This is a genomic window from Dactylosporangium maewongense, from assembly GCF_039531485.1.
Taxonomy (GTDB): domain Bacteria; phylum Actinomycetota; class Actinomycetes; order Mycobacteriales; family Micromonosporaceae; genus Dactylosporangium; species Dactylosporangium maewongense.
Map to the genome: position 1 here is coordinate 49,422 of NZ_BAAAQD010000049.1, position 21,260 is coordinate 70,681.

Genomic DNA, 21,260 nt, shown 5'->3' on the forward strand with positions numbered 1-21,260 from the left:
GGCGACCCCGTCCGCGTCGGCCGGACTCACGCGCCCCGCAGCAGCCCGGCGAGCCGCTCGAGCTCCTGCGCGCTGACGTCGGCGTCCAGGTAGTTGCGGATCAGTCCGAAGTTCATGTCGTACCAGCTCTGCAGCTCCTCCGCGCTCGTTCCTCTCGCCAGGATCGTCGAGCGGACGGACCAGCAGGTCCGCAGCCGCTTGGCGAGCTCTTCACGGTCCCGGGCGATGGAGCTCGGCCTGATCGAGTCGTAGAGCCGGTCCGGGTCATGGACCGCCTGACGGGCCATGTCATCGCCCCAGAACTCGAGCGTCCACCCCGGCCACAGCTCCGCCCACCGCTGGCGCAGCCCACGCAACGGCTGCACGGTCCACAGCCCGGCCCGCCGCGCGGCCGGATCGAGATCGAGGCCGGCGGTCGGCATGTCCTCGGCGGACTCAGGAAGCTCGGGCCCGGCGCAGACCCACTCGACCAGGTCAGGCCCCATGAACCAACGCCGCCACGCCATGTCGGGGTTCAGTCCGTACAGGCGCACCCGGCCGTCGGCGCCCCGGACGGTGACGACGGCCGCGACCCGGTCGTCCGGCCCGAACTCGTTGCGCTCGGTCCGCTTCGGCTCGCGGTCGCGGTGCGCACCTGCCGGGTCGACCCCGACGTACACCATCAGGTCCGCGATGCCGTCGTAGGCCCACCGGATCTCCCAGCCGGGCCACGTCGCCGCGTACGCCTCCAGCATCGCCGCCCGATACACCACCTGGTTGTACACGGTGTTGAACAGCAGCAGGACCCGGCGGTCGACATCGACCAGGACACCGCCCTCGCAATAGATGTCGTCGAACCATTCCCGGCCCGCGGAGTCACCCAGGTTGTCCAGGAAGCGCAGGATCACCTCCGGGCCTGCCGCGAAGATGTAGTCGATCCCATGGCCCGCACCGCCGCCCTGCGAATACACGGTGTGCTCACCGTCGCGGACCAGGACGTAGTTGACGCAACTTCCCACCGCCGCACCGTAGCGTCCTGGCCGGTTGATGATCAACAGGGCCTGCGTGGGAGCCGACCGAGGGGGCCGCGGAACATTGACGGCTGACCTACTCTTTGGGCATGCCGGACCACCTTGACGGCCCATTGGCCGAGTTCGCTGCGCTGCGGCGGGAGGTCGACCGTCGCGCGGTCGCTCAGCAGCAGATCCTCGTCGTGCAGGTGCTGACATCCGGCGCCTTGTTCGTCATCGCGTTCTGGCATGCGTCGTGGGCGCCGTGGCTGCTGATGGTGCCGTTCAGCAGCTTTCTGCTGTGCCTCGCGTCCGTTGCGCAGGCCACGGCGATCGCCGCCATCGTCGGGTACATCCGTGACGTGCTGGAGCCCGCGGCCGAAGGGCTCGGGTGGGAGAGGTACCGGCAGCAGGTTCCGTACCCGTTCCCGTTTCCCCGGTGGTCGCACCCGAACCTGCTGCTGTTCGGCGGGGTGCCCGGTCTGGCACTGGTTCTGGGCCTGAAGCCGCTCGTCGACGAGGGGCCGGCACCCGGGAACCTCGCGGCGTGGCTCGTCGGGGCGCTGGTCGCGGCCTACGGCGCCTACCTGGCGGGGACCTCGATGACCGGGAGGTTCGTCCTACGCCCCGGCGCGCCGCGGGCGGAGCCGGCTCCGGCATCGCGGGCACAGCCGGAGACGTGAACGCGTCGGCGGGCAGGGCCGGGCCGGAAACTCGGTTCGGGTACACGATCACCGGGCCCGAGGCGCTGTCGCCCCGGCGGCAGGCGGAGATCGTCGGCGAGGTGATCGGCGAACCGGTGCGGCTGGCCGTGCGTACCGTCGCGGAGACCCGGAACGTGTTCGAGCGCCGCGGCTGGGGTGGGCCCCGGCTGGAGGCGCTGCTGGAGCTCAAACGGCAGTCGGGCGCGTGGGACCACACGGTGGCCGACACGGTGCCGCGGGTGGTCGGGCGGCCGGCGTTGACCCTGCGGGACTGGCTGGAAGAGCACGCGGAGCTGTTCAGTGGCGGCGGCGGTACCGCTCGTCCCTGACCAGCACGTCCATGTCGAGGTCGGCGAGGCCGAGCAGGAAAGCCTCGCCGTAACGGCGGACGTCGCGAAGGTGGGGCACGTCGGCGGTGGCGTCGGTGACGGCGTCGCCGAGCTGGAACAGGGCGCGCGGCGGGCCGAGCAGGAACAGCGTCGCCGCGTGCTCGGTCACCGCGAGGGCGCCGTCGTCGCCGGGCGAGGGGCGCGGCGCCGGGGAGCGGAGGGTCGCGGGCCGGCCGGGGGAGAGCGCCGCCCGAATCCCCTTCCACGCTGACGGGCGCAGGCCGGTGTCCGAGCGGGCGAGGACCAGGTCGAGCCCTTCAAGCGGCAGGTGCACGACGCTGTGCGGGCTGACCGCGGCGACCCGGCACCACGCGCCGAACAGGACGAGCGCGGCCCGGGACCCGGCGAGCCGCCCTTCGCCGTGCCGGGCGAGCGGGGAGCGGACCGTGAGCGCCACGGGCGAGCGGGGCCGCAGCACCCGGCAGGAAGGGGCGTGGTGGACGACGGCGCGCAGCCGTGCGGGGCCGTGGGTCACGAGGGCAGGTCGAGGCGGTACCGCTGCTCGACGCGCCCGTTGCGCGGATGCGGGGCGGGGTCGCCGAGGGGCTGCCAGCCGAGGCTCTCGTACAGCCGGACCGCCCGCGGGTTGTCGACGTAGACGTCCAGCTCGGCGTCGGCGAACCCGGCTGCGGCGAGCAGGGGTGGCAGCGCCGTCATGAGGTGCCGGCCGACGCCCGCGCCCCAGCCGTCGGGGCGCACCCCGAGGTAGCGGACGGCGGCGGTCCGCTCGGTGTGGGGTGCGATGAGGGAGAAGCCGACGACGCGCTCGCCCAGGGCGACGACCAGCATCGTCCTGGGCGAGCTCGACAGCACCGTCCGCAACGGCACCCTCGCCAGCTCCAGCGGCGCGACCTCGGTGCCGTCGCGGGCGGCGGTGCCTTCGGCCCACACCTGCGCCGCGTCGTCGAGGTAGCGGCCCCGGCCGTCGAGCTCGATGCTCACCTGAGTCATCGGGCCAGTCTGCCGAGGCCGCCGTGCCACCGCGACCGGTTAGCGCTCAGACGCGGACGGGCTCCGGGTCCGGGGTGGCGGCGAGGTGCTCGCGGAGCTTCTCGCCCTCGATGTCGACGTTCGGCAGGATCTTCGACAGCCAGCCCGGCAGCCACCACGCGGACCGGCCGAGCAGCGACACGACCGCCGGGACGATGGTCATGCGCACCACGAACGCGTCGATGGCGACGCCGATCGCGAGGGCGAAGCCCATCGACTTGATGACGGGGTCGTCGAGCAGGATGAAGCCGGCGAAGACCGACGTCATGATGAGCGCCGCCGCGGTGACGACCCGGGCGCCGTGGCCCATGCCGCTGATCGTCGCCTCCTGCGGGCCGGCGCCGTGCACGTAGTCCTCCCGCATCCGGGACACGAGGAACACCTCGTAGTCCATGGCGAGGCCGAACAGGATGCCGATCAGCAGGATCGGCAGGAAGCTGACCAGCGGGCCGGGCGTGTCGAGGCCGACGAGCGAGGCCAGGTGCCCCTTCTGGAAGACCAGGACGGTGACGCCGAACGTGGCGCCGACGGTGAGCAGGAACCCGGCGGCGGCCTTCAGCGGCACGAGGACCGACCGGAACACGAGCATCAGCAGCAGCACGGACAGCCCGACGACCAGCGACAGGTAGCGCGGCATCGCGTCGGACAGCTTCTCCGACACGTCGATGCCGACGGCGGTCTGGCCGGTCAGGGCGATGTCGGCGCCCTGGACCTGCTTGACGCGGGCCCGGACGTCGTGGACGAGGGTCTCGGTCGCCTCGTCGGTGGGGCCGGTCTTCGGGATGACGGCGAGGAGCGCGGTCTTGCCGTCGCGGCTGAAGTTGGGCGGGGTCGCGGCGAGGAGGTTCGGGGTGCCCTGCAGGACGCCGAGCGCCTCCTGCGCCTTCGCCTTCGTGGTGTCGGCGGAGCCGGTCGACACGACCAGCGCGAGGCGGCCGTTGAACCCGGGGCCGAAGCCCTCCTCGATGAGGTCGGCGGCCTTGCGGGCGGGGGAGTCGGTGGGGCCGGCGCTGGCGCCGGGCAGCGCGATGCGCATGTCCGCCGACGGGATCGCCAGGGCGCCGAGCCCGAGGACGCCGATGATGAGCACGGGGATGCGGAAGCGGGTGATCGCCCGCGCCCACCGGAACCCGAGGGCGTCGGTGTGGTCGGCGAGGTCCGGCCCGGCCTTGCGCAGCCGCCGCGGCAGGATGCGGGTGCCGGCGAAGCCGAGCAGCGCCGGCTGCAGGGTGATGGCGACGAGCACCGCGACGGCGACGGTACCGGCCGCGGCCAGGCCCATGACGGTCAGGAACGGGATGTTGACCACGGCGAGGCCCGCGAGGGCGATGACGACGGTGGCGCCGGCGAACACGACCGCGGAGCCGGCGGTGCCGACCGCGCGCCCGGCGGCCTCCTCCGGCGCGATGCCCTCGACGAGGTGCTGCCGGTGCCGGGACGTGATGAACAGCGAGTAGTCGATGCCGACCGCCAGGCCCAGCATCAGGGCGAGGACCGGCGCGGTGCTGGTGAGCTGGATGGCGCCGCTGAGCGCGTACAGCCCGGCCATGCCGGCGCCGACGCCGATGAGCGCGTTGAGCATCGTCATGCCGGCCGCGACCAGCGCGCCGAACGTCACGACGAGCACGACGAGGGCAATGACGACGCCGATGCCCTCGGTGCCGCCGACCTCCGGCTCGCTGTTCATGACCTCGCCGCCGTGCTCGACCCGCAGCCCGGCCTGCTCCGCCGCGGCGCCGCTCGCCTCATAGGCGGTGCGCTGCTCGTCGGTGACCTTGTCGGCCCGCTCGGCGAACTGGACGGTGACCAGCGCGTAGTCGCCCTGCGGCGACACGGCGCCGGTCTGGAACGGGTCGAGTGCGCCGATGACGCCGGGCAGCTTCGACGCCTCGGCGACGAGCCCCTGCACCGCGTCCTTGGACGCCTGCAGGTTCTGCCCCTTCGGCGCGGCGATCACGATGGTGCCGGTCGCGCCGCTGGCCTCCGGGAACTGCGACTTCAGCGCGTCGATCGCCCGCTGCGACTCGGTGCCCGGCATGGTGAAGTCGCTCGAGGTGGCGCCGCGGAACGCGGCCGCCGCACCACCGAGCCCGCCGAGGATCACCACCCAGATGATCAGCACGAGCCAGCGGTGCCGGAACGATGCCCGCCCCAGCCGGTAGAGCACGGTTGCCATGTCGGTCGTCTTCCTGTCGGTTAGGTGAGGGGTTCCAGCACCCGCGCGGCGGTGGCGATGAGCGCCGCCCGCAGGGTCGCGTCGTCGTACTCGGTGCACGCGAAGACCACCGCCGGCAGCCCGGCGAGCACGAACTTCGCGGCGAGCAGCGCGGTGGGCGCGGCGGACCCGCCGGCGAGGGTGACGACGAGCTGTTCCGTCAGCTCGTGTACGGGTCGCAGCGCGGGCTGTTGCAGCAGGGCCGGCAGGTCGCCGTAGATGACCTGGATCTCTTTGCGGTATCGCATCGCGAGGTCGACGAAGCCCTCGATCGCGATCTCGCGGGCCAGGGCGGGCGCGGTTGTGGCGGCGACCCGGGCGTCCAGGTCGGCGAGCTCGGCGATGGCGGGCGCGCACAGCTCGGTGAGGATCGCGTCCTTGCCGTCGAAGTGGTACAGCAGCGTGGCCTTGGAGCAGCCGACCTCGGCCGCGATGTCCTGCAGTGACGTGCCCTTGTAGCCGGACTCGGCGAACTGGCGCGTGGCGGCGGCCAGGATCTCGTCGCGGGTCTTGCTGCGGGCCATGGGGGTCACCTCCGTCGGTCAGCATGCCTGACCGATCGGTCAGAACCTGACCGATCGGCCAGTTTTGTGCCTGACCTCACATCCCCATCGGCGGGGCGATCCCGGGCTACAGGGTTAGGCGCCGGCCGGTCGCGCCGTCCACGACCTCGCGGTCCCGCAGCGGCGTCTTCAGCGGCACCGGCACCGTCTGCGTGGTCATCGGGTCCTGGCCGCAGCTGCCTCGGCCGCGCAGGTACGCGGTCAGCCGGACCTGCCGGGAGTCCTCGGCGACGTCGATGCGGTCCAGTGCCTCGCAGCTGGAGAACGTCAGGCTCACCCGCAGGCCGTGCTCGTCGGGCACGGCACCACCGATCGGGGTCCGGGTCGTGGACGGGGCGCTCAGCACCCATGCCACCGCCACGACCGCGCCCGCGATCAGCACCAGTGTCACGATCCTTGTCCAGGCCCGCATGCTCGTTCCCCCGTTTCGCGGGACACGATAGTGGCAGACCCTGAACGGTCAGAGGCCCTGCCGGACGGCGGCCTCCACGGTTGCGGGGACGTGGCCGCCGTGCAGGTCGTCCAGGGCGAGCAGCGCCGCGCCCGCGACCGGCAGGGAGGACAGCACCGTCACCGTCGCGTGCGGCGACAGCGCGGCGAGCCGCGCCAGGATGTCGCCGTGCAGCTGCGGGTGGCGGGCGGTCAGCACGCCGCCGCCGAGCACGACGGTGTATGCGGTGTCCAGCAGCGACAGCCGGCCGGCGGCGACCTTCACCAGGGCCTCGATCTCCGCGGCGAGCCGCGTCACGACCCGGCCGGCGACCGCGTCGCCGTCGGCGGCCACGGTGAAGAGCACCTCGCTCAGCTCGTCCAGCCGCGCCGCCGGCAGGTCGCCCAGGTGCAGGGCGACGCTGACGTCCTCCGCGGTCGGCAGCCCGTACACGCTGGTGACCGCGCCGGTGAGCGCGGTGGCGGGTCCGCGGCCGTCCTCGCCGCGCACCGCGTGGTAGAGCGCCAGCGCGGCGAGGTGCTGCCCGCCGCCCCAGTCGCCGGACAGCTGCCCGAGCGCCGGGAAGCGCGACGTCCGCCCGTCGCGGCGGCGGCCCACGGCGTTGATCCCGGCACCGCAGACGACACCGACCGCGTCGGCGGCCGCGGTGCCGGCGCGCAGCAGGGCGAACAGGTCGTTGTCGACGGTGACCGCGTCGGCGAGCCCCAGGGCGGCGACGCCCTCGTTGAGCCGCTCGACCTCGATGGGCAGGTCGGCGCCGGCGAGGTACACCTGCAGCCGGCTGAGCCGCAGGTCCGCGGGCACGGCCGCGGCGGCCCGGGCCTGGCCGACCAGGTCGCCGAGCAGCTTCAGGCAGGCGGGCAGCCCGATGTTGTGCGGCGACGTGGTCGGGCCGGAGACGCGGGCGAGGATCCGGCCGTCGGAGTCGCCGAGGACGACGTCGGTCTTGGAGTTGCCGCCGTCGGCCGCGGCGAAGAGTTGTGCGGTCACGACAGCCACGCGAGGTGCCCGCGGTTCGCGGCGAGCAGGTCGTCGGTGAGCCTGGTGGCCTGCTGGTGCTGACCGACCAGGGGGTGGGCGAGCAGCGCCTGGTAGACGCGGTCCCGCCCGCCGTGCACCGCGGCGTCGACGGCGAGCTCCTCGTAGGCGCTGACCGCCGAGACCAGGCCGCGCAGGTGCGGGGCGAGCGACGGGGCCGGCAGCGGGGTGGCTCCGGCGGCGCCGACCCGGCAGGTGACCTCGATGACGGCGTCGTCGGGCAGGAACGGCATGGTGCCGCCGTTGCGGACGTTGACGGCGTGGATGCCGCCGTCGTCGTGCTGCAGGGAGGCGATGAGCCCGACGGCCGCCTCGGAGTAGAACGCGCCGCCGCGCTGCCCGAGCAGCTCCGGCTTCTGCGTCAGCGCCGGGTCGGCGTACATGCGCAACAGCTCCGACTCGATCTCGGCGACCTTCGCGCCGCGGGTCGGCTTGCCGCGCTCCTCGGCGACGACCTCGTCGTGGCAGTAGAAGTACCGCAGGTAGTACGACGGCACGTTGCCCAGGTTCTCCAGGACGGCCTCGGGGATCTGCACCTCCCGCGAGATGTCCTGCAGATGGGTCGCCAACAGTGACGGCAGCCGGTCGACGCCGTCCACGAAGGCCGCCCGCTCCCACGTGAGGTGGTTGAGCCCGACGTGGTCCAGGACCACCGCGGAGGGGTCGACGCCGAGCTGCGCGGCGAAGCGGCGCTGGAAGCCGATCGCCACGTTGCACAGCCCGGCGGCCTTGAACCCGTGGTCGAGCAGCGCCCGCGTCACGATCCCGACCGGGTTGGTGAAGTTGACGATCCACGCGCCCGGGTCGGCCCGCCGGGCGATGTCCAGGACGACCGGCACGGTGCGCAGCGCCTTCGCGAGGCCGCCGGCGCCGGTCGTCTCCTGCCCGACGCAGTCGCAGGCGAGCGGGAACGTCTCGTCGCTGATCCGGGCCGCCTGCCCGCCGACCCGCAGCTGGATGACCACGGTCGCCGCGCCGGCCAGGGCGTCGTCGACGTCGGACGTCCACCGCAGCGTCCCGGGGTGCCCGTGGGCGGCCATCAGCCGCCGGGCGAACGCGCCCACGACCTCGAGGCGCTCCGCGTGCGGGTCCAGCAGGACGATCTCCGAGGCGAACGGCGCCAGCCGCGCGAACCCGTCGATGAGCTCCGGGGTGTACGTGGAGCCACCCCCGACGACGGCGATTTTCAACCTTTGACTCCTGTCAGCGTGACACCCTGCACGAACGCGCGCTGGGCGAAGAAGAACAGCACCACGACCGGCACCATCGTGAGGATGGTCGCGGCGCTGACGAGGTTCCACTGCACATGATGCAGGGTCTTGAAGGACGCCAGGCCCAGTGACAGCGTCCAGTTGTGTTCGTTCTCGCTCGTGTAGAGCAGCGGGCCGTAGTAGTCGTTCCAGGCGTAGAAGAACTGGAAGAGCGCGGCGGCGGCGATCCCGGGCCGGGCCATCGGCAGCACGATCCGCAGCAGGGTCCGCCACTCGCCGCACCCGTCGACCCGGGCGGCGTCCAGGTAGTCGCCGGGGATGGTGAGCAGGAACTGCCGCAGCAGGAAGATGGAGAACGCGTCGCCGAGCAGCATCGGCAGCACCAGCGGCCACAGCGTGCCCGTCAGGTTCCAGTTGGCCCACATGAGGTACAGCGGCACGGTCGTCACCTGCGGCGGGATCATCATCATGCACACGATGACGACGAGGAACGCGCCCTGCCCCCGCCAGCGCAGCTTCGCCAGCGCGTACGCGGCCGGGACGCTGGCCAGCAGCATGAACGTGGTCGCGGCCACCGAGTAGATGACGGTGTTCAGCAGGTACCGCGGCATCGGCGTCCTGCTGAAGACGTCGGCGTAGTTCGCGAAGCGCCACTCCCGCGGCCAGTACGACGAGGTCAGCGCCTGCGAGTCGGTCATCAGCGAGGTCAGCAGCAGGAAGAGCACGGGCGCGACGAACATGATGCACAGCGCGATCGTGATGCTGTGCCTGGCCGTCCACAACAACCAGCGGTTCATGTCACCTTCAGGGATCGGCGCAGGATCAGCAGCGAGACGGCGAACGCGACGAGGAACAGCACGACGGCCATCGCGTTGGCGTAGCCGAGGGCGCCGTAGCGGAACCCGACGACGTACAGCCACAGCGGGTACGTGAACGTGGACCCCTCCGGGTAGCCGAACGTGGAGGAGATCCCGGCGCCGGTGGTGGCCTGCCCGCTGGCGGCGGACGCGGCGACGGCGGCCTGCGCGAAGTACTGCAGGGTGGTGATGACACCGATGACGGCGGTGAACACGACGACGGGGGAGATGTTGGGCAGTGTCACGTGCCGGAAGCGCTGCCACGCGTTCGCGCCGTCGATCTGCGCCGCCTCCAGTTGCGCCTGCGGCACGTCCAGCAGCGCCGCCAGGTACAGGACCATGACGTCGCCGACGCCCCACAGGCCGAGCAGCACCAGCGACGGCTTGGACCACTCGGGGGAGTTGAACCACAGCGGTCCGTCGATCCCGACGTGCGCCAGGGCGGTGTTGACCGGGCCGACGCCGGGTTTGAGCAGGTAGACGAACGCGAGGGTGGCCGCGACCGGCGGGGCGAGCGCCGGCAGGTAGAAGATGGTGCGCACGATCCCGGCGCCGCGCCTGACGGTGGTGAGCAGCATCGCGGTGGCGAGGCCGCCGAGCATCCGGGCGGGCACCAGGATCGCGCACAGCCACAGCGTGTTCTGCGCGGCGCGGGTCAGGAACGGGTCGTCGAACAGGTGCCGGTAGTTGCGCAGCCCGACCCATTCCGGCGTGCTGAGCAGGTCGAACTTCGTGAACGAGAAGTAGACGGCGCTCAGCAGCGGGTAGAGGAAGAAGACCACGATGCCGACCGTCGCCGGCGCCATGAACGAGGCGACGGTCAGCGCGTGGCGGAGCTTGTAGGGCACGGTCAGCCGCCGAGCTTCAGCAGCGAGTCGACCTGCTTGTCCACGTCGGACAGCCCCTTGCCGAGGTCGGCGGCGCCGCCGCTCTGCCAGGTGTCGCAGAAGGTCTGGAACGTCTCCTGGTAGGCGGGGCCGGCCGACGACGGCGGGGTGGTGCTGGTCTTCGGGTGGTTGAAGATGTCGACGAACGTCTTGAACTCCGCGTCCAGGTGCAGGTCCGGCGAGGCGAGCGCCTCCTTCGTGGACGGGATGTTCTTGAGGCTGTTGGCGAGCTTGACGATCGTCTTGGTGTCGGTGGTCAGGTACTTGATGAACTCCCACGCCGCCTCGGGGTTCTTCGCGGTGCGGGAGATGCCGATGACGTTGCCGGTGACGTAGCCGGCGCCGTAGCGGTCGGGGCTGGACGTCGGCATCGGCGCGACCCCGAACTGCAGGTCGGGCGCCTGGTCCTTGGCGAACGCGATGCGGTACTCGCCGTCGAAGTTCATCGCGACCTGGCCCTTCTGGAAGGCGTTCGCGTCGGAGTACTCGTCGCCGAGGGAGGCGCGGAAGGCCTCGAGCTTGTCGTAGCCGAACCAGTCGACGAGCTCCTTCTGCCACTTCAGCAGCGTCTGCCAGGCGGGGTCGCCGCCGATCGCGGAGCTGCCGTCGCCCTTGAGCCACTGCCCGCCGACCATCGGCCCGAGGTGCGACGGGGCGTTCTCGTAGAAGCCCCACAGCGGCAGGAACCCGGCGACCTGGATGGTGCCGTCGGCGGAGCGCTTGGTGAGCTTCTTCGCCGCGTCGGCGAACTCCTCGAGGGTCTTCGGCGGGCCGGCGATCCCGGCCTCGGTGAAGAGCTTCTTGTTGTAGTACAGGCCGTACGCGTCGGCGAGGACCGGCATGGCGCAGCGTTTGCCCTTGTACTGCGTGTACTCCTTGACGGTCTGCGGGAAGCCGTCGAGGGACACCTTGTCGCGGGCGATGTACTGGCCGAGGTCGAGCCAGGCGCCGCTGGAGCAGAACTGCCCGACGATGTCGGTGGAGTAGGACAGGCCGACGTCGGGGCCCTGCCCGCCGCCGATGGCCTGGGTCATCTTCGAGTCGTCCTGCCCGGACTTGACCACGACCTTGATCTTCGGGTGGGACGCCTGGAAGTCGGCGACGACGCCGTCGATGGCGGCGGCCTCGCGGTCGGTGAAGAAGTGCCAGAACTCCACGGTGCCGGAGACGTCGGCGCCGGGGTCGGCGATCGGTTTGTCCTTCGGGCCTGGGGTGCAGGCGGTGGCGAGCAGCGCCACGGCAGCGAGCAGAGAGACGATGCGACGCACGGGATTCCTCCTGGGGGTGGGCGTGCGGAAGCAGCCGGTCAACAAGGGCATTGACCAACGTCACTTGCGTGGGGGATGGTGTGTGAAGCGCGCGGACGCCGGTCGATGCCGCCAGATCGGCCGGCGTCCGCGGTTCGTGGGCCCGTTAGGTTCCGGGCGTACGCAGGCTCTCGATCAGCCTGCGGCGCACCGCGGACAGCGCGGCGTCCGCGGCGCCGAGCAGGGGAGCGTCGTCCTCGACGGTGCTCACGGCGATGTCGGTCGACAGCGGCGCCGCCCGCGACATCGCCTTCGCGACCGCCTCGCCGAGCGCTGGCCCGCCGGCCCGGCCGATCTCGCCGCCGAGCACCACGAGCTGCGGGTCGAGCACCGCGACGACGGCGGCGAGCCCGATCACGATCCGGCCGGCGAGCTCCCGCAGCAGCGCCGTGTCGGTGATCCGCAGCCCGCGCCCGGCGGCCAGCTCCCGGACGGCGTCGCCGCTGACCAGGTCGTGGAAGTCCCGGGCGCCGTCGGCGGCGACCGGCATGTAGCCGATCTCGCCGGCGCCGCCGCGGGCGCCGCGCAGCAGCGTGCCGCCGCCGAGGTCGATCGCCAGACCGAGACCGGTCTGGCCGAGCCACAGCAGCACGAACCCGTCGGCGTCCGGCAGGCCCCGCGCGGCGCCGTGGGCGCGTTCGGCGAGCGCGGCGAGGTTGACGTCGTTGTCGACCTCCACCGGTACGCCGGCCGCCGCGGCCAGGTCGTCGACGAGCCCGCGCCGGCTCCAGCCCGGGACGTCCACGTGGTGGATGACCCGGTCCCGCGGGTCGAACGCGCCGGCGACGGCCAGCTGCACGTGCGCCACCGGGTCGCGGGCGACGCCGGCCGCCGCGCACAGCGCGTCGACGGTGTCGGTGACCGCGGTGGCCGGGTCGGTGCGGGCGAAGTCGACCGGGACGGCCAGCCTGGCCCGCTGGGCGCCGCGCAGGTCGTGCAGCGACGCGGTCAGCGACGGTGCGTCGTCGCGCACCGACATGGCGACGGCGTAGGCGGCGTCGGGGTTGACCGCGTACACCTCCGCGTTGGGGCCGGGGCGGCCGGTCTCGTGTCCGGCGCCGACGACCAGGTCGGCGTCGGCGAGGCGGCGGATCGCCTCGGAGATCGTCGGCTTGGACAGGCCGGTCAGGGCGCGCAGCTCGGCCCGGGTGAGCTGCCCGTGGTCGAGGAGGTGGCCGAGCGCGGCCGCCTCGTTGAGCGCCTTGAGCAGCTTGGAGGAGCCCCCGAGCGGCATTTGCTGCCTCCTCCAACTAATAGGCAGATTGACTAACAGTCGCGGGGAAAACGTAAGCGCCGCCACGCCACCCTGTCAACGGGCGCTTCCCTGACCGGCTCGCCAGTCGGCGAGTACCGCCTCCACGTCCAGCGCGGGAAGGATCGTCGCCGGACCGTCCATCAGCCCGCGTCGGGCCTGCTCGATGCGCGTGTTGAGGTCCTCGACGACCGCGCGGACCCGCTCCTCGGTGCGCAGGGACGGTAGCCGCTCCGGCAGGTCCTCGATCTCACGCCGCAGCCGCAGCGTCGGCGGTACCCCGCCGGGCAGCCCTTCGCGTCTGGCGAGATCCTTGATCCACCAGTCCTCGTCGTAGAGCTCGCCGTGGTCCGGCAGTGGCTTCCCGGCACCCGGCAGGTTGTCGAACTGCCCCTGCTCCTGTGCCTCGCGGATCTGCCGGTCGATGTGTGACTCGTACCAACTCGACATGATCTCATTGTCCCGTGGAGGTACTGCAGCGCTACGGCTATCCCGCCCTCGCCCTGCTCGTGCTGCTGGAGGGGATCGGCATCCCCACGCCGGCGGTGAGCGTGGTCGTGGCGGCCGCGGTGCTCGCCGGGCACGGCTCGATGAGCCTGCCGCTGGTCGTCGTGATCACCTTCACCGCCGCGGTCGCCGGCGACAACCTCGGCTTCTGGCTCGGCCGCCGGGCCGGCCGCCCGGTGATCCTGCGGTGGGGCCGGCGGGTCGGGCTGACCGAGCGGCGGCTGACCCGCGCCGAGGACTTCTTCGCCCGTCGCGGCCGCAACATCGTGGTCGTCGCCCGGTTCATCGACGGCCTGCGTCAGACCAACGGCCTCATCGCCGGCGCGATCGTGCTGCCCTGGCGCCAGTACGCCATCCGCGACGCGATCGGCGGCGCGCTGTGGACCGCGCTGTGGGTCTCGGTCGGCGCCTTCGCCGGCGGCAACCTCGACCGCGTCCGCGCCTTCCTGCACCGCTACGAGACCACCGCCCTCATCGTCGGCGCGGTGCTCCTGGTGTCGTTGCCGCTGCTGTACCTGTGGCGCCGCCGACGCCGTGCCACCCACGACTGAGTCCCGGGTCTGCCCCTGCTCAGGGACGCGCGTCGAACTGGGCGCGGGCCTCGAAGACGCGGTCCATGTGCGTCTCCGCCCAGTCCTTGATCGAGACCATGACCGGGAACAGCTCGTGGCCGAGCGGCGTGAGCTCGTAGTCGACGCGGGGCGGGATCGAGGGGGTGACCGTGCGGGTGACCAGCCCGTCGCGCTCCAGGGTCCGCAGGGTCTGGGTGAGCATCTTCTGGCTGACGCCGGCGATGCGGTGGGCGAGCTCGCCGTGCCGCTGCGGGCCGCCGGCGAGCGCCGGGATCACCAGCGCGACCCACTTGTCGGTGAGTCTGCTCAGCAGCTCCCGGGTCGGGCAGCCCGCCAGGAACGCGTCGTAGTCACGTCTGGCCTGTTCGCGGCGTTGGGCCGCGTTCGTCGTCGCCATGGTGTCCTCCTCCGGTGCCTCAGGCACTTCACGGTACCTACTTACCGATGGTGCCTGCCGGTCCATACGGTCGTGGTGATCACTTCACGCACTTCTTGGAGGAGACGGCGATGCGCGCTGTCAGCTATGCAGAGTTCGGCGGACCGGAGGTCCTGCACGTCGCCGAGGTGCCGGTGCCCGAGCCCGGGCCGGGACAGGTCCGGGTGCGGGTCGCCGCGTCGGTGCTGCACCCGGTCGACCTGATGATCCGCTCCGGCCGGTTCCCGGCCCCGCTGCCGACCGGACTGCCGTACACGCCCGGCTGGGACGTCGCCGGCACCGTCGACGCGCTCGGCCCATCCGTCTCGCAGCCCGCCGTCGACGCGCTCGGCCCGTCCGTCTCGCGGCTCGCCGTCGGTGCCGAGGTCATCGGCTTCTCGCCGTGGCTGCGGACGACGGCCGGTGCCCACGCGGAGTACGTCGTGCTCGACGCCGCCTGGTTGGCTCCGGCACCTGCCGGCGTCCCCGCCACCGAGGCGGCGACCCTGCCGACCAACGGTCTCGCCGCGGCCCAGGCCCTCGACCTGCTCGCGCTCCCGGCGGGCTCGACCGTGCTCGTCACCGGCGCCGCCGGTCAGGTCGGCGGGTTCGTCCTGGCGCTGGCCCGCGCGACCGGCCTGCACGCCACCGGACTCGCCGGCGCCGGCGACCGCGAGTTCGTCGAGTCCCTCGGCGCGACGTTCGTGCCGCGCTCGGAGGACCCGGCGGGCCCGTTCGACGCGGTCGTCGATCTCGCGGTGGTCGGCTCCTCGCTGCTGGACCTCGTCCGCGACGGCGGCGGCTACGTGGCCGCGTCGCCCCCGCTGCGCCCGGAGCCGGTGCGGGGCATCCGGACCTTCGCGCTGGAGGTCCAGCCGGACGGCACCCGGCTCGGCGAGCTGGCGGCGCTCGTCGCCGCCGGCGACATCCCGCTGCGGGTCGCCGGCGTGTACCGCTTCGCCGACGCGGCGGCCGCCCACGACCGGCTGGCCCAGGGCGGCGTCCGTGGCGGTGTCGTGATCGTCCCCTGACCCGGGCCGCGTTCAGCAGGAGTCGGCGGCCTTGTCGCGGAACGCTTTCAGGGTGATGACCAGCGCGTCGCCCCGGCGGCCGGGATAGCCCCAGACCTCGCCGTCCTTGAGCTTGTCCAGGTCCGCGAGGGTGAAGAAGACCGGCCTGGGCTGCGGCGCGCCGGTCCATGTCCCGAGGACGTAGCGGCCCGTGGCGGTGAGCGCGAGCGGGCGGGGCGGGTCGAACTCATCGCGCCAGCCGTCCGGGGTGGTGCCCATGGGGATGGCCCACAGGTTGCCGATGCCGGTGCTGTTCTGGATCGACCAGAGGTCGCCCATCGAGACCCAGTCGGATCCACTGGATGCCGGCGAGGAGGGCGGTGTGGCGGTGCCGCTCGATGTCGCGGCGGCGCTCGGTGTGGCTGCGACGCTCGGCGTCGGTGGCGGCCAGGGGTTGAGGTAGAGGGTGGCGCTGTGGGCCGTGTGCCTGTCGCCGCACAGGTACAGGTGGGCGACCGGGCGGCCGTCGGTGTCGCGGCCGACGGCGAGGAGCGGCTCATCCGCGGGGCTGCACGCGGCGAGCGAGCCGGCGACGAGCGCGGCGGTGATCGTGGCGGCGGCGGTACGGGCGACCATACGTGCTGCCTTGCGGGCGGCGGGCATGGTGCCCAGTGTGGCGGAGATCGGCAAGTGTCGCTGACGCCAAGGCGCCACGCCGGGAGCGACTACATTACGTAACCTTGCGGGTGCATTGCGTGACTGTTTTTCGCGAAATATCCGTCCAGGACTCGCATTTCCGGTTAAGTGGGGGTCGCGACGGACGTTCACCGTCGATCACTCGTCGAAAGGTCGTCATCATGAATCGCTGGCTCATCCGGTCGGTGCAGATCGCCGCGCTGTCCTTGGGTGGCCTCGCGCTCACCGGCACCGCCGCACACGCCGACTGGGACAGCGGCCCCAACGTCGGTATCTTCAACGGCAACCAGTCCTCGACCACGGTCCAGGTTCCGGTGAACATCTGCGGCAACGCAGTGGCGATCGTCGGCTTCGCGAACGCCAACTGCGACGGCGGCGCCTACGCCGTCAACGGCAGCGGCGGCAGCTACAGCGGCGCCGGCAGCTCGAACGGCTACCACAGCCACAACGGCAACGGCAATGCCAACGCGAACGCCAACAGCCACAAGAAGAAGCACAAGCGGCACTCCGCGAACAGCAACTCGTACCACAACAGCTCGTACGGCAACGGCAACTCGAACAGTGGTAACGGTGGTGGCGGCGGGGCGTACGCCTACAACAGCAACGGCGACTGGACCACGGGCTACAACGCCGGGTTCTTCAACGGCAACCAGTCCTCGACCACCGTCCAGATGCCGATCAACGTGTCGTGCAACTCGGTCGCCGTGATCGGGTTCGCTTCCAGCTGCTGAGCCGCAGAGGCGCCGCCTGCCTCGGATCGTAGAGCGTTGGCCGATGGCCGCGGTGGATCAGCCCTCCCCGCGGTACACCGGCCAACGCTGCTTTCGTCAGTCGATCGGCACCGCGGTGCCGGTGACCGCGACGCCACTGCCGGGGTCGGCGGCCACCTCGACGGTGACCAGGCTCGGCCGGCCCATGTCGTCGCCCTGGTGCACCCGCAGCGTCGCCGGCACCTCGACCAGGCCCAGCTCGCGCAGGTAGCCACCGAGCGCGGCCGCCGCGGCGCCGGTCGCCGGGTCCTCGTACACGCCGCCGGGCGGGAACGGGTTGCGGGCGTGGAACACCGTCGCCGACTCCTGCCACACCAGGTCGACCGTGGTCCAGTCGTGCCGCGCCATCAGCGCGGTGAGCGCGGGCACGTCGTAGTCGAGGTCGGCGAGCCGCTGCCGGGTGCCGGCCGCGACGATCGGGTGGCTGGCTCCCGCGTACGCCACCCGCACCGGCAGCGCCGGGTCGAGGTCGGCGGCGTCCCAGCGCAGCGCGGCCAGCAGCTCCCGCACCGTCGCGTCGGCCATCGGTGTGGTGTGCGGCGGCACGCTGCGCAGCGTCGCGGTCAGCCCGTCCACGCCGACCCGCGTCTCCACCTCGATCGCGCCGACCCGGGACTCGAAGCGCAGCGGCCCGAGCCCGAAGCGTTCCGCGTACGCCGCGGCGGTCGCGATCGTCGCGTGCCCGCAGAACGGCACCTCTGCCAGCGGGCTGAAGTAACGCACCCGGACGCGCCCGTCCTCGTGGAACAGGAACGCGGTCTCGGAGTATCCGACGTCGGCGGCGATGGCCTGCATCGCGGCGTCGTCGAGTCCGGCGGCGTCGAGCACCACCCCGGCCGGGTTGCCGCCCTTGGGGTCCGTGGTGAACGCGCTGTACCGAAGGATTTCCATGCACCCGACGCTAGGCCGGTACAAGAGCGGCGGCGCGGTCCAATCGGCGCCGGGTGGTTGTAAGCACCGCCACTGTGCCGCCGTCGTGTCTTGGACAGACACCGGCGCCGGTCAGCTGCGGGGCTGACCGGCGCCGGGTGGTGCTCAGCAGGCGCCTGGTTGGTGTCTGGCCGGCGCAAGGTTGGTGCTCAGTCGGTGCTCAGGTGCTGCTCAGTTGGTGCTTAGTTGGAGGCGACGCCCAGCTGGCCGCCACCGTCGGTGTGCAGCTCCGTGGCGGAGGCGAACGACGAGTCCAGGCGGGCCTGCAGGGCCTCGAGCTCGTGGAACTCGCTGGAGGACGCCGACTCGGAGCCCTCGGCGGCGAAGACGTGGTCCGTCTCGGCGGCGGAGTGGTCGTAGGAGGTGAAGTCCGACTCCTGGTACGTCGCGCCGCTCGCGTCGGTGTACGACACCTGGTGGCCCTGGTCGAAGCTGGTGGACTCGGCGGACGCGTGGTCCTGCTCGAAGACGCCGAACTGCGAGTCGTAGTTGCTCTCGTTCGCGTCGACCTGGTGCAGCTGGTTCAGCGACTCGTGGTCCTGACCAGCCTCGACGTGGCCGTAGTCGGCGCCGGTGTCGAAGTCGCTCATGGGAGATCCCCCTCAATTGCTAACGCTTGGTGACGACATCGACGGTACGGCCTGTCCCGCCGCCTGGAATCCCCCGAACGTGCCACCGTGGCAAGCTGGTTGAACCGTCCGGTATGTGCTGGAGCGCCGCGAAAGCGGCCTCGGCGTTCGTCAGGGCGGCCCGGGACGCGGGCAGCAGCGGCAACCGGACGTCCGGGGTGGGGATCCGGCCGGCGGCGTGCAGCACCGCCTTGATCACGGCCGGGTTCGGCTCCGCGAACAGCGCCGCCGACAGCGCGGCGAGGGCGGACCCGAGCCGCCTGGCGGTGGCGACGTCCCCCTCCCGCCAGGCTCGCGCGAGGGCCACGAACCGGTCCGTCGCCACGTGCGCGGACGCGAGGATCCCGCCGGCGGCGCCGATGGCGAGCAGTGGGCCGATGACCGTGTCGTCGCCGCCGAGCACCGCGAACCCGGCCGGCAGCGCGCCGAGCAGCGTCACCGTGTCGCCGCTGACCGGGCCGTCGGACAGCTTCATGCCGGCCACTCCCGGGATCGCCGCGACCGCGAGCAGGGTGTCGACGTCCAGGGGCTGTCCCGTCCGGTACGGCACGTGGTACACCACGACCGGCAGCGGCGACGCGGCGGCGACGGCCCGCAGATGGGCGAGCACACCGGCCGCGCCCGGACGGGTGTACGGCGGCACGACCACCATCGCGGCGTCCCCGCGCACGTGCCGGACCGCCTCCACGGTCGCCGCCGTCGAGCTGTCACCGACTCCGACGAGCAGCGGCGCGCCGTACACCGCGGCAGCCTCCCGGCAGGTGGCCACGACCGCGGCCCGCTCGGCCCCGGTCAGCGTCGCCGGCTCCCCGGTGGTGCCCAGCGCGACCAGCCCCGCGGCCCCCTCGTCGAGCACCCGCCGGGCCAGCCCGTCGAGCGCGGCGAGGTCCACCGACCCGTCAGCGGCGAACGGCGTCACGAGCGGCACGAAGATCCCTTCAAGCTCCATGTACTCAGCGTCGCCGCCACCCGAGCGGAAGGTCCAGTTCACATTCGTGGCGCCGAGCATAAGCTGAACTGATGCTCGACGTGCGCAAGCTGCGCCTCCTGCGCGACCTCGCGGACCGCGGCACCATCGCCGCAGTCGCCGCCGCCCACAACTACACGCCGTCCGCGGTGTCGCAGCAGCTCGCCGCGCTGGAGCGGGAGGCCGGCACGGCGCTGCTGGCCCGCACCGGCCGCGGCGTCACCCTCACCGCCGCCGGCACGGTCCTCGCGGCCCACGCCGAGGAGGTCCTCGCCGCCCTCGAGCGCGCCACCGCCGCACTCGCCGCGACCCGCACCGCCCTGTCGGGCCCGCTGCGGATCGGGGCGTTCCCGACCGCGATGCGGACGCTGCTGCCGGCGGCGCTGGTCGCCCTGGCGGGGGAGCACCCGGCGCTCGACCTCACCGTCGACGAGCTGGACCCGGCGCTCGTCCCGCCCCGGCTGCGCGACGGCACCCTGGACGTCGCGCTGGTGCACGACTACGACCTCGTGCCGATCGCCCCCGACCCGGCGCTGGACACGGCCCCGCTGCTGGACGAGACGATGTACCTCGCGGCGACCCGCCCCCTAGATCTCGCGCAGTGCCGCGAAGAGCCGTGGATTCTCGCCGGGCCGGGCACGCTGTGCCACACGATGACACTCCGGGCGTGCGAGGCCGCCGGCTTCCTGCCCCGCGCCCGCCACCACGCCGACGACTTCGTGACCGTCCTGACCCTCGTCGCCGCCGGCCAGGGCGTCGCCGTCGTCCCCGAGCTGGCCCTGCGCCCCCCAGCACCCCCACCCGGCGTCGTGCTGACCCCGCTCGCAACGAGACGCCGGACGAGATTCGCCTACCGTTCGGGCGCCGGCTCACACCCGTCGATCGCCGAATTCATCGCCACCGTCCGCTCGGTCGCCGCCACCGGATTGCCAGCCCCAACAATCCGATAATCCACCAGGCATGCGCGCGACCATCGTTGCGTCCCGCGCCGATCGCCGTGCCAGTCCCGGCGTGGCCCCTGGCCGAGCACCGCGCCCACTGCGGTTCTCCGGCCACTGTGGTCTTCTCGCCCGCACCGTCCTGTCGGTCCCTGGAACCGGATTGTCGGGTGCGGCAATTCGATAATCCGCCGGACGGGCGTTCGGCCATCTTCGCGCCCCCGTCGACCACCATGCCAGTTCCGGCGCGCCCCGCCGGGCCGAGCACTGCGCCCACTGCGACTCTTTGGGCCGCTGCGGTCTTCCCACCCCGTCATGCCGGTCGCTGCAACCGGATTGCCAGTTGCGGAAATCCGGTATTCCGGCCATCCGTTGGGCGGGCATCGGGCATCCGTTGGGCGGGTGTCCGGGCATCTTCGCGCCCCCGTCGACCACCATGCCAGTTCCGGCGCGGCCCCCGGGTCGAGCACTGCGCCCACTGTGACTCTTTGGGCCGCTGCGGTCTTCTCGCCCCGTCGTGCCGGTCGCTGCGATCGGATTGCCAGTTGCGGAAATCCGATATTCCGGCCATCCGTTGGGCGGGTATCCGGGCATCTACGCGGACCCGTTGATTGCCGTGTTGTTCCCGGCGCGGCGTCGGTCGACTGCCGCCTCCACTGTGGCCCGCTTGGTCGTGCCGTCCTGCTGGTCGTGCCGTCCTGCTGGTCGTGCCGTCCTGCTGGTCACGCCGTCCTGCTGGTCGCGGCGACCGGATTGTTGGGTGCGGCAATTCGGCAATTGGGTGGGCGTCTTCGCGGTCCCGTCATCGCTGGCTTGGTGTCGGTGCGGCCACTCGATCGCCGTCTCGGGGTCATGTCCACGGGAGTGGTGTACGAATCGCCCACCTTTGAGGTGGTTGAGGAGATGGAGACGGTCACCGCTTGATCCTTCGAACTGACGAAAGTACCGAAGGAGAGATCAAGCGATGACCGCA

General features: G+C 72.2%; 25 protein-coding genes. 6 read left to right on the top strand and 19 right to left on the bottom strand.

The features are described 5' to 3' along the window. Positions 1–26 precede the first annotated feature (26 nt). Positions 27–998 (bottom strand): hypothetical protein, encoded by a 972-nt coding sequence (locus tag ABD332_RS56350; RefSeq protein ID WP_344514781.1) that lies wholly within the window; start codon positions 996–998, stop codon positions 27–29. A gap of 101 nt (positions 999–1,099) precedes the next feature. Between ABD332_RS56350 and ABD332_RS56355 the strand changes: the two genes are divergently transcribed. Next, complete coding sequence (locus tag ABD332_RS56355; protein WP_344514783.1) at positions 1,100–1,672, top strand: hypothetical protein; 573 nt, start codon at positions 1,100–1,102, stop codon at positions 1,670–1,672. Further along, the gene (locus ABD332_RS56360; protein ID WP_344514785.1) at positions 1,669–2,022 is read left to right on the top strand and encodes a Rossmann-fold NAD(P)-binding domain-containing protein; all 354 of its coding nucleotides are present in this window, start codon (positions 1,669–1,671) and stop codon (positions 2,020–2,022) included. Before ABD332_RS56355 ends, ABD332_RS56360 begins: the two co-directional genes overlap by 4 nt. On the opposite strand, the gene ABD332_RS56365 is transcribed toward ABD332_RS56360, so the two are convergent. From ABD332_RS56365 to ABD332_RS56420, 12 genes are all read right to left on the bottom strand, one after another. Further along, positions 1,991–2,557, bottom strand: a complete 567-nt coding sequence (locus tag ABD332_RS56365) for a hypothetical protein (protein ID WP_344514787.1) — start codon at positions 2,555–2,557, stop codon at positions 1,991–1,993. The two genes, ABD332_RS56360 and ABD332_RS56365, sit on opposite strands and share 32 nt — an antisense overlap. Beyond that, on the bottom strand, positions 2,554–3,033 hold the full coding sequence (locus ABD332_RS56370; RefSeq protein WP_344514789.1) for a GNAT family N-acetyltransferase: 480 nt from the start codon (positions 3,031–3,033) through the stop codon (positions 2,554–2,556). The genes ABD332_RS56365 and ABD332_RS56370 overlap by 4 nt, the downstream gene beginning before the upstream one ends. A 46-nt stretch (positions 3,034–3,079) precedes the next feature. Then, entirely contained in the window at positions 3,080–5,248 is a 2,169-nt protein-coding gene (locus ABD332_RS56375; RefSeq protein WP_344514791.1) for an MMPL family transporter, read from the bottom strand. Positions 5,249–5,268: 20 nt separating this feature from the next. Beyond that, positions 5,269–5,811, bottom strand: coding sequence for a TetR/AcrR family transcriptional regulator (locus ABD332_RS56380; protein WP_344514793.1), 543 nt, complete (start codon positions 5,809–5,811; stop codon positions 5,269–5,271). 106 nt (positions 5,812–5,917) lie between these two features. Further along, positions 5,918–6,241, bottom strand: coding sequence for a hypothetical protein (locus tag ABD332_RS56385; RefSeq protein WP_344514795.1), 324 nt, complete (start codon positions 6,239–6,241; stop codon positions 5,918–5,920). A 69-nt stretch (positions 6,242–6,310) separates the two neighbouring features. Beyond that, on the bottom strand, positions 6,311–7,291 hold the full coding sequence (locus tag ABD332_RS56390) for an N-acetylglucosamine kinase (protein WP_344514797.1): 981 nt from the start codon (positions 7,289–7,291) through the stop codon (positions 6,311–6,313). Then, complete coding sequence (locus ABD332_RS56395; protein WP_344514799.1) at positions 7,288–8,529, bottom strand: 6-phospho-beta-glucosidase; 1,242 nt, start codon at positions 8,527–8,529, stop codon at positions 7,288–7,290. Before ABD332_RS56395 ends, ABD332_RS56390 begins: the two co-directional genes overlap by 4 nt. Next, the gene (locus tag ABD332_RS56400; RefSeq protein ID WP_344514801.1) at positions 8,526–9,347 is read right to left on the bottom strand and encodes a carbohydrate ABC transporter permease; all 822 of its coding nucleotides are present in this window, start codon (positions 9,345–9,347) and stop codon (positions 8,526–8,528) included. Before ABD332_RS56400 ends, ABD332_RS56395 begins: the two co-directional genes overlap by 4 nt. After that, on the bottom strand, positions 9,344–10,255 hold the full coding sequence (locus ABD332_RS56405) for a carbohydrate ABC transporter permease (protein ID WP_344514803.1): 912 nt from the start codon (positions 10,253–10,255) through the stop codon (positions 9,344–9,346). Before ABD332_RS56405 ends, ABD332_RS56400 begins: the two co-directional genes overlap by 4 nt. 2 nt (positions 10,256–10,257) lie before the next feature. Next, positions 10,258–11,562, bottom strand: coding sequence for an ABC transporter substrate-binding protein (locus ABD332_RS56410; RefSeq protein ID WP_344514805.1), 1,305 nt, complete (start codon positions 11,560–11,562; stop codon positions 10,258–10,260). Positions 11,563–11,707: 145 nt separating this feature from the next. Next, positions 11,708–12,835: an ROK family transcriptional regulator gene (locus ABD332_RS56415; protein ID WP_344514807.1), complete on the bottom strand. Its 1,128-nt coding sequence runs from the start codon at positions 12,833–12,835 to the stop codon at positions 11,708–11,710. 75 nt (positions 12,836–12,910) lie between these two features. Then, positions 12,911–13,303, bottom strand: coding sequence for a DnaJ family domain-containing protein (locus ABD332_RS56420; protein WP_344514809.1), 393 nt, complete (start codon positions 13,301–13,303; stop codon positions 12,911–12,913). Between the two features lie 14 nt (positions 13,304–13,317). Between ABD332_RS56420 and ABD332_RS56425 the strand changes: the two genes are divergently transcribed. Then, entirely contained in the window at positions 13,318–13,911 is a 594-nt protein-coding gene (locus tag ABD332_RS56425) for a DedA family protein (RefSeq protein ID WP_344514811.1), read from the top strand. A gap of 19 nt (positions 13,912–13,930) precedes the next feature. Here ABD332_RS56425 and ABD332_RS56430 read toward each other — a convergent pair whose 3' ends face one another. Next, a complete protein-coding gene (locus ABD332_RS56430) occupies positions 13,931–14,329 on the bottom strand; it encodes a winged helix-turn-helix transcriptional regulator (RefSeq protein WP_344514813.1) in 399 nt (132 codons plus the stop codon). A gap of 110 nt (positions 14,330–14,439) precedes the next feature. Between ABD332_RS56430 and ABD332_RS56435 the strand changes: the two genes are divergently transcribed. Then, the gene (locus ABD332_RS56435; RefSeq protein WP_344514815.1) at positions 14,440–15,378 is read left to right on the top strand and encodes an NADP-dependent oxidoreductase; all 939 of its coding nucleotides are present in this window, start codon (positions 14,440–14,442) and stop codon (positions 15,376–15,378) included. 12 nt (positions 15,379–15,390) lie between these two features. On the opposite strand, the gene ABD332_RS56440 is transcribed toward ABD332_RS56435, so the two are convergent. Beyond that, positions 15,391–16,020, bottom strand: a complete 630-nt coding sequence (locus ABD332_RS56440) for a hypothetical protein (protein ID WP_344514817.1) — start codon at positions 16,018–16,020, stop codon at positions 15,391–15,393. Between the two features lie 194 nt (positions 16,021–16,214). Here ABD332_RS56440 and ABD332_RS56445 point away from each other — a divergent pair, with 194 nt between their 5' ends. Further along, positions 16,215–16,784: a chaplin family protein gene (locus ABD332_RS56445; RefSeq protein WP_344514819.1), complete on the top strand. Its 570-nt coding sequence runs from the start codon at positions 16,215–16,217 to the stop codon at positions 16,782–16,784. 96 nt (positions 16,785–16,880) lie between these two features. Here ABD332_RS56445 and ABD332_RS56450 read toward each other — a convergent pair whose 3' ends face one another. From ABD332_RS56450 to ABD332_RS56460, 3 genes are all read right to left on the bottom strand, one after another. After that, positions 16,881–17,714: a PhzF family phenazine biosynthesis protein gene (locus tag ABD332_RS56450; RefSeq protein ID WP_344514821.1), complete on the bottom strand. Its 834-nt coding sequence runs from the start codon at positions 17,712–17,714 to the stop codon at positions 16,881–16,883. A 221-nt stretch (positions 17,715–17,935) separates the two neighbouring features. Next, positions 17,936–18,343, bottom strand: a complete 408-nt coding sequence (locus ABD332_RS56455) for a hypothetical protein (protein ID WP_344514823.1) — start codon at positions 18,341–18,343, stop codon at positions 17,936–17,938. A gap of 19 nt (positions 18,344–18,362) precedes the next feature. Beyond that, on the bottom strand, positions 18,363–19,331 hold the full coding sequence (locus ABD332_RS56460; protein WP_344514825.1) for a dihydrodipicolinate synthase family protein: 969 nt from the start codon (positions 19,329–19,331) through the stop codon (positions 18,363–18,365). Between the two features lie 71 nt (positions 19,332–19,402). Between ABD332_RS56460 and ABD332_RS56465 the strand changes: the two genes are divergently transcribed. Next, positions 19,403–20,299: a LysR family transcriptional regulator gene (locus ABD332_RS56465; RefSeq protein WP_344514827.1), complete on the top strand. Its 897-nt coding sequence runs from the start codon at positions 19,403–19,405 to the stop codon at positions 20,297–20,299. Positions 20,300–21,009: 710 nt separating this feature from the next. Here ABD332_RS56465 and ABD332_RS56470 read toward each other — a convergent pair. Then, on the bottom strand, positions 21,010–21,260 hold a 251-nt coding region (locus tag ABD332_RS56470), incomplete at its 5' end, for a hypothetical protein (protein WP_344514829.1).

Excerpts from the sequence above, each read along its gene's own strand:
- ABD332_RS56355 (WP_344514783.1), top strand. The coding sequence starts at position 1,100 with ATGCCGGACCACCTTGACGGCCCATTGGCCGAGTTCGCTGCGCTGCGG.
- ABD332_RS56370 (WP_344514789.1), bottom strand. The coding sequence starts at position 3,033 with ATGACTCAGGTGAGCATCGAGCTCGACGGCCGGGGCCGCTACCTCGAC.
- ABD332_RS56375 (WP_344514791.1), bottom strand. The coding sequence starts at position 5,248 with ATGGCAACCGTGCTCTACCGGCTGGGGCGGGCATCGTTCCGGCACCGC.
- ABD332_RS56380 (WP_344514793.1), bottom strand. The coding sequence starts at position 5,811 with ATGGCCCGCAGCAAGACCCGCGACGAGATCCTGGCCGCCGCCACGCGC.
- ABD332_RS56400 (WP_344514801.1), bottom strand. The coding sequence starts at position 9,347 with ATGAACCGCTGGTTGTTGTGGACGGCCAGGCACAGCATCACGATCGCG.
- ABD332_RS56415 (WP_344514807.1), bottom strand. The coding sequence starts at position 12,835 with ATGCCGCTCGGGGGCTCCTCCAAGCTGCTCAAGGCGCTCAACGAGGCG.
- ABD332_RS56420 (WP_344514809.1), bottom strand. The coding sequence starts at position 13,303 with ATGTCGAGTTGGTACGAGTCACACATCGACCGGCAGATCCGCGAGGCA.
- ABD332_RS56430 (WP_344514813.1), bottom strand. The coding sequence starts at position 14,329 with ATGGCGACGACGAACGCGGCCCAACGCCGCGAACAGGCCAGACGTGAC.
- ABD332_RS56435 (WP_344514815.1), top strand. The coding sequence starts at position 14,440 with ATGCGCGCTGTCAGCTATGCAGAGTTCGGCGGACCGGAGGTCCTGCAC.
- ABD332_RS56440 (WP_344514817.1), bottom strand. The coding sequence starts at position 16,020 with ATGCCCGCCGCCCGCAAGGCAGCACGTATGGTCGCCCGTACCGCCGCC.
- ABD332_RS56445 (WP_344514819.1), top strand. The coding sequence starts at position 16,215 with ATGAATCGCTGGCTCATCCGGTCGGTGCAGATCGCCGCGCTGTCCTTG.
- ABD332_RS56450 (WP_344514821.1), bottom strand. The coding sequence starts at position 17,714 with ATGGAAATCCTTCGGTACAGCGCGTTCACCACGGACCCCAAGGGCGGC.
- ABD332_RS56455 (WP_344514823.1), bottom strand. The coding sequence starts at position 18,343 with ATGAGCGACTTCGACACCGGCGCCGACTACGGCCACGTCGAGGCTGGT.
- ABD332_RS56460 (WP_344514825.1), bottom strand. The coding sequence starts at position 19,331 with ATGGAGCTTGAAGGGATCTTCGTGCCGCTCGTGACGCCGTTCGCCGCT.
- ABD332_RS56465 (WP_344514827.1), top strand. The coding sequence starts at position 19,403 with ATGCTCGACGTGCGCAAGCTGCGCCTCCTGCGCGACCTCGCGGACCGC.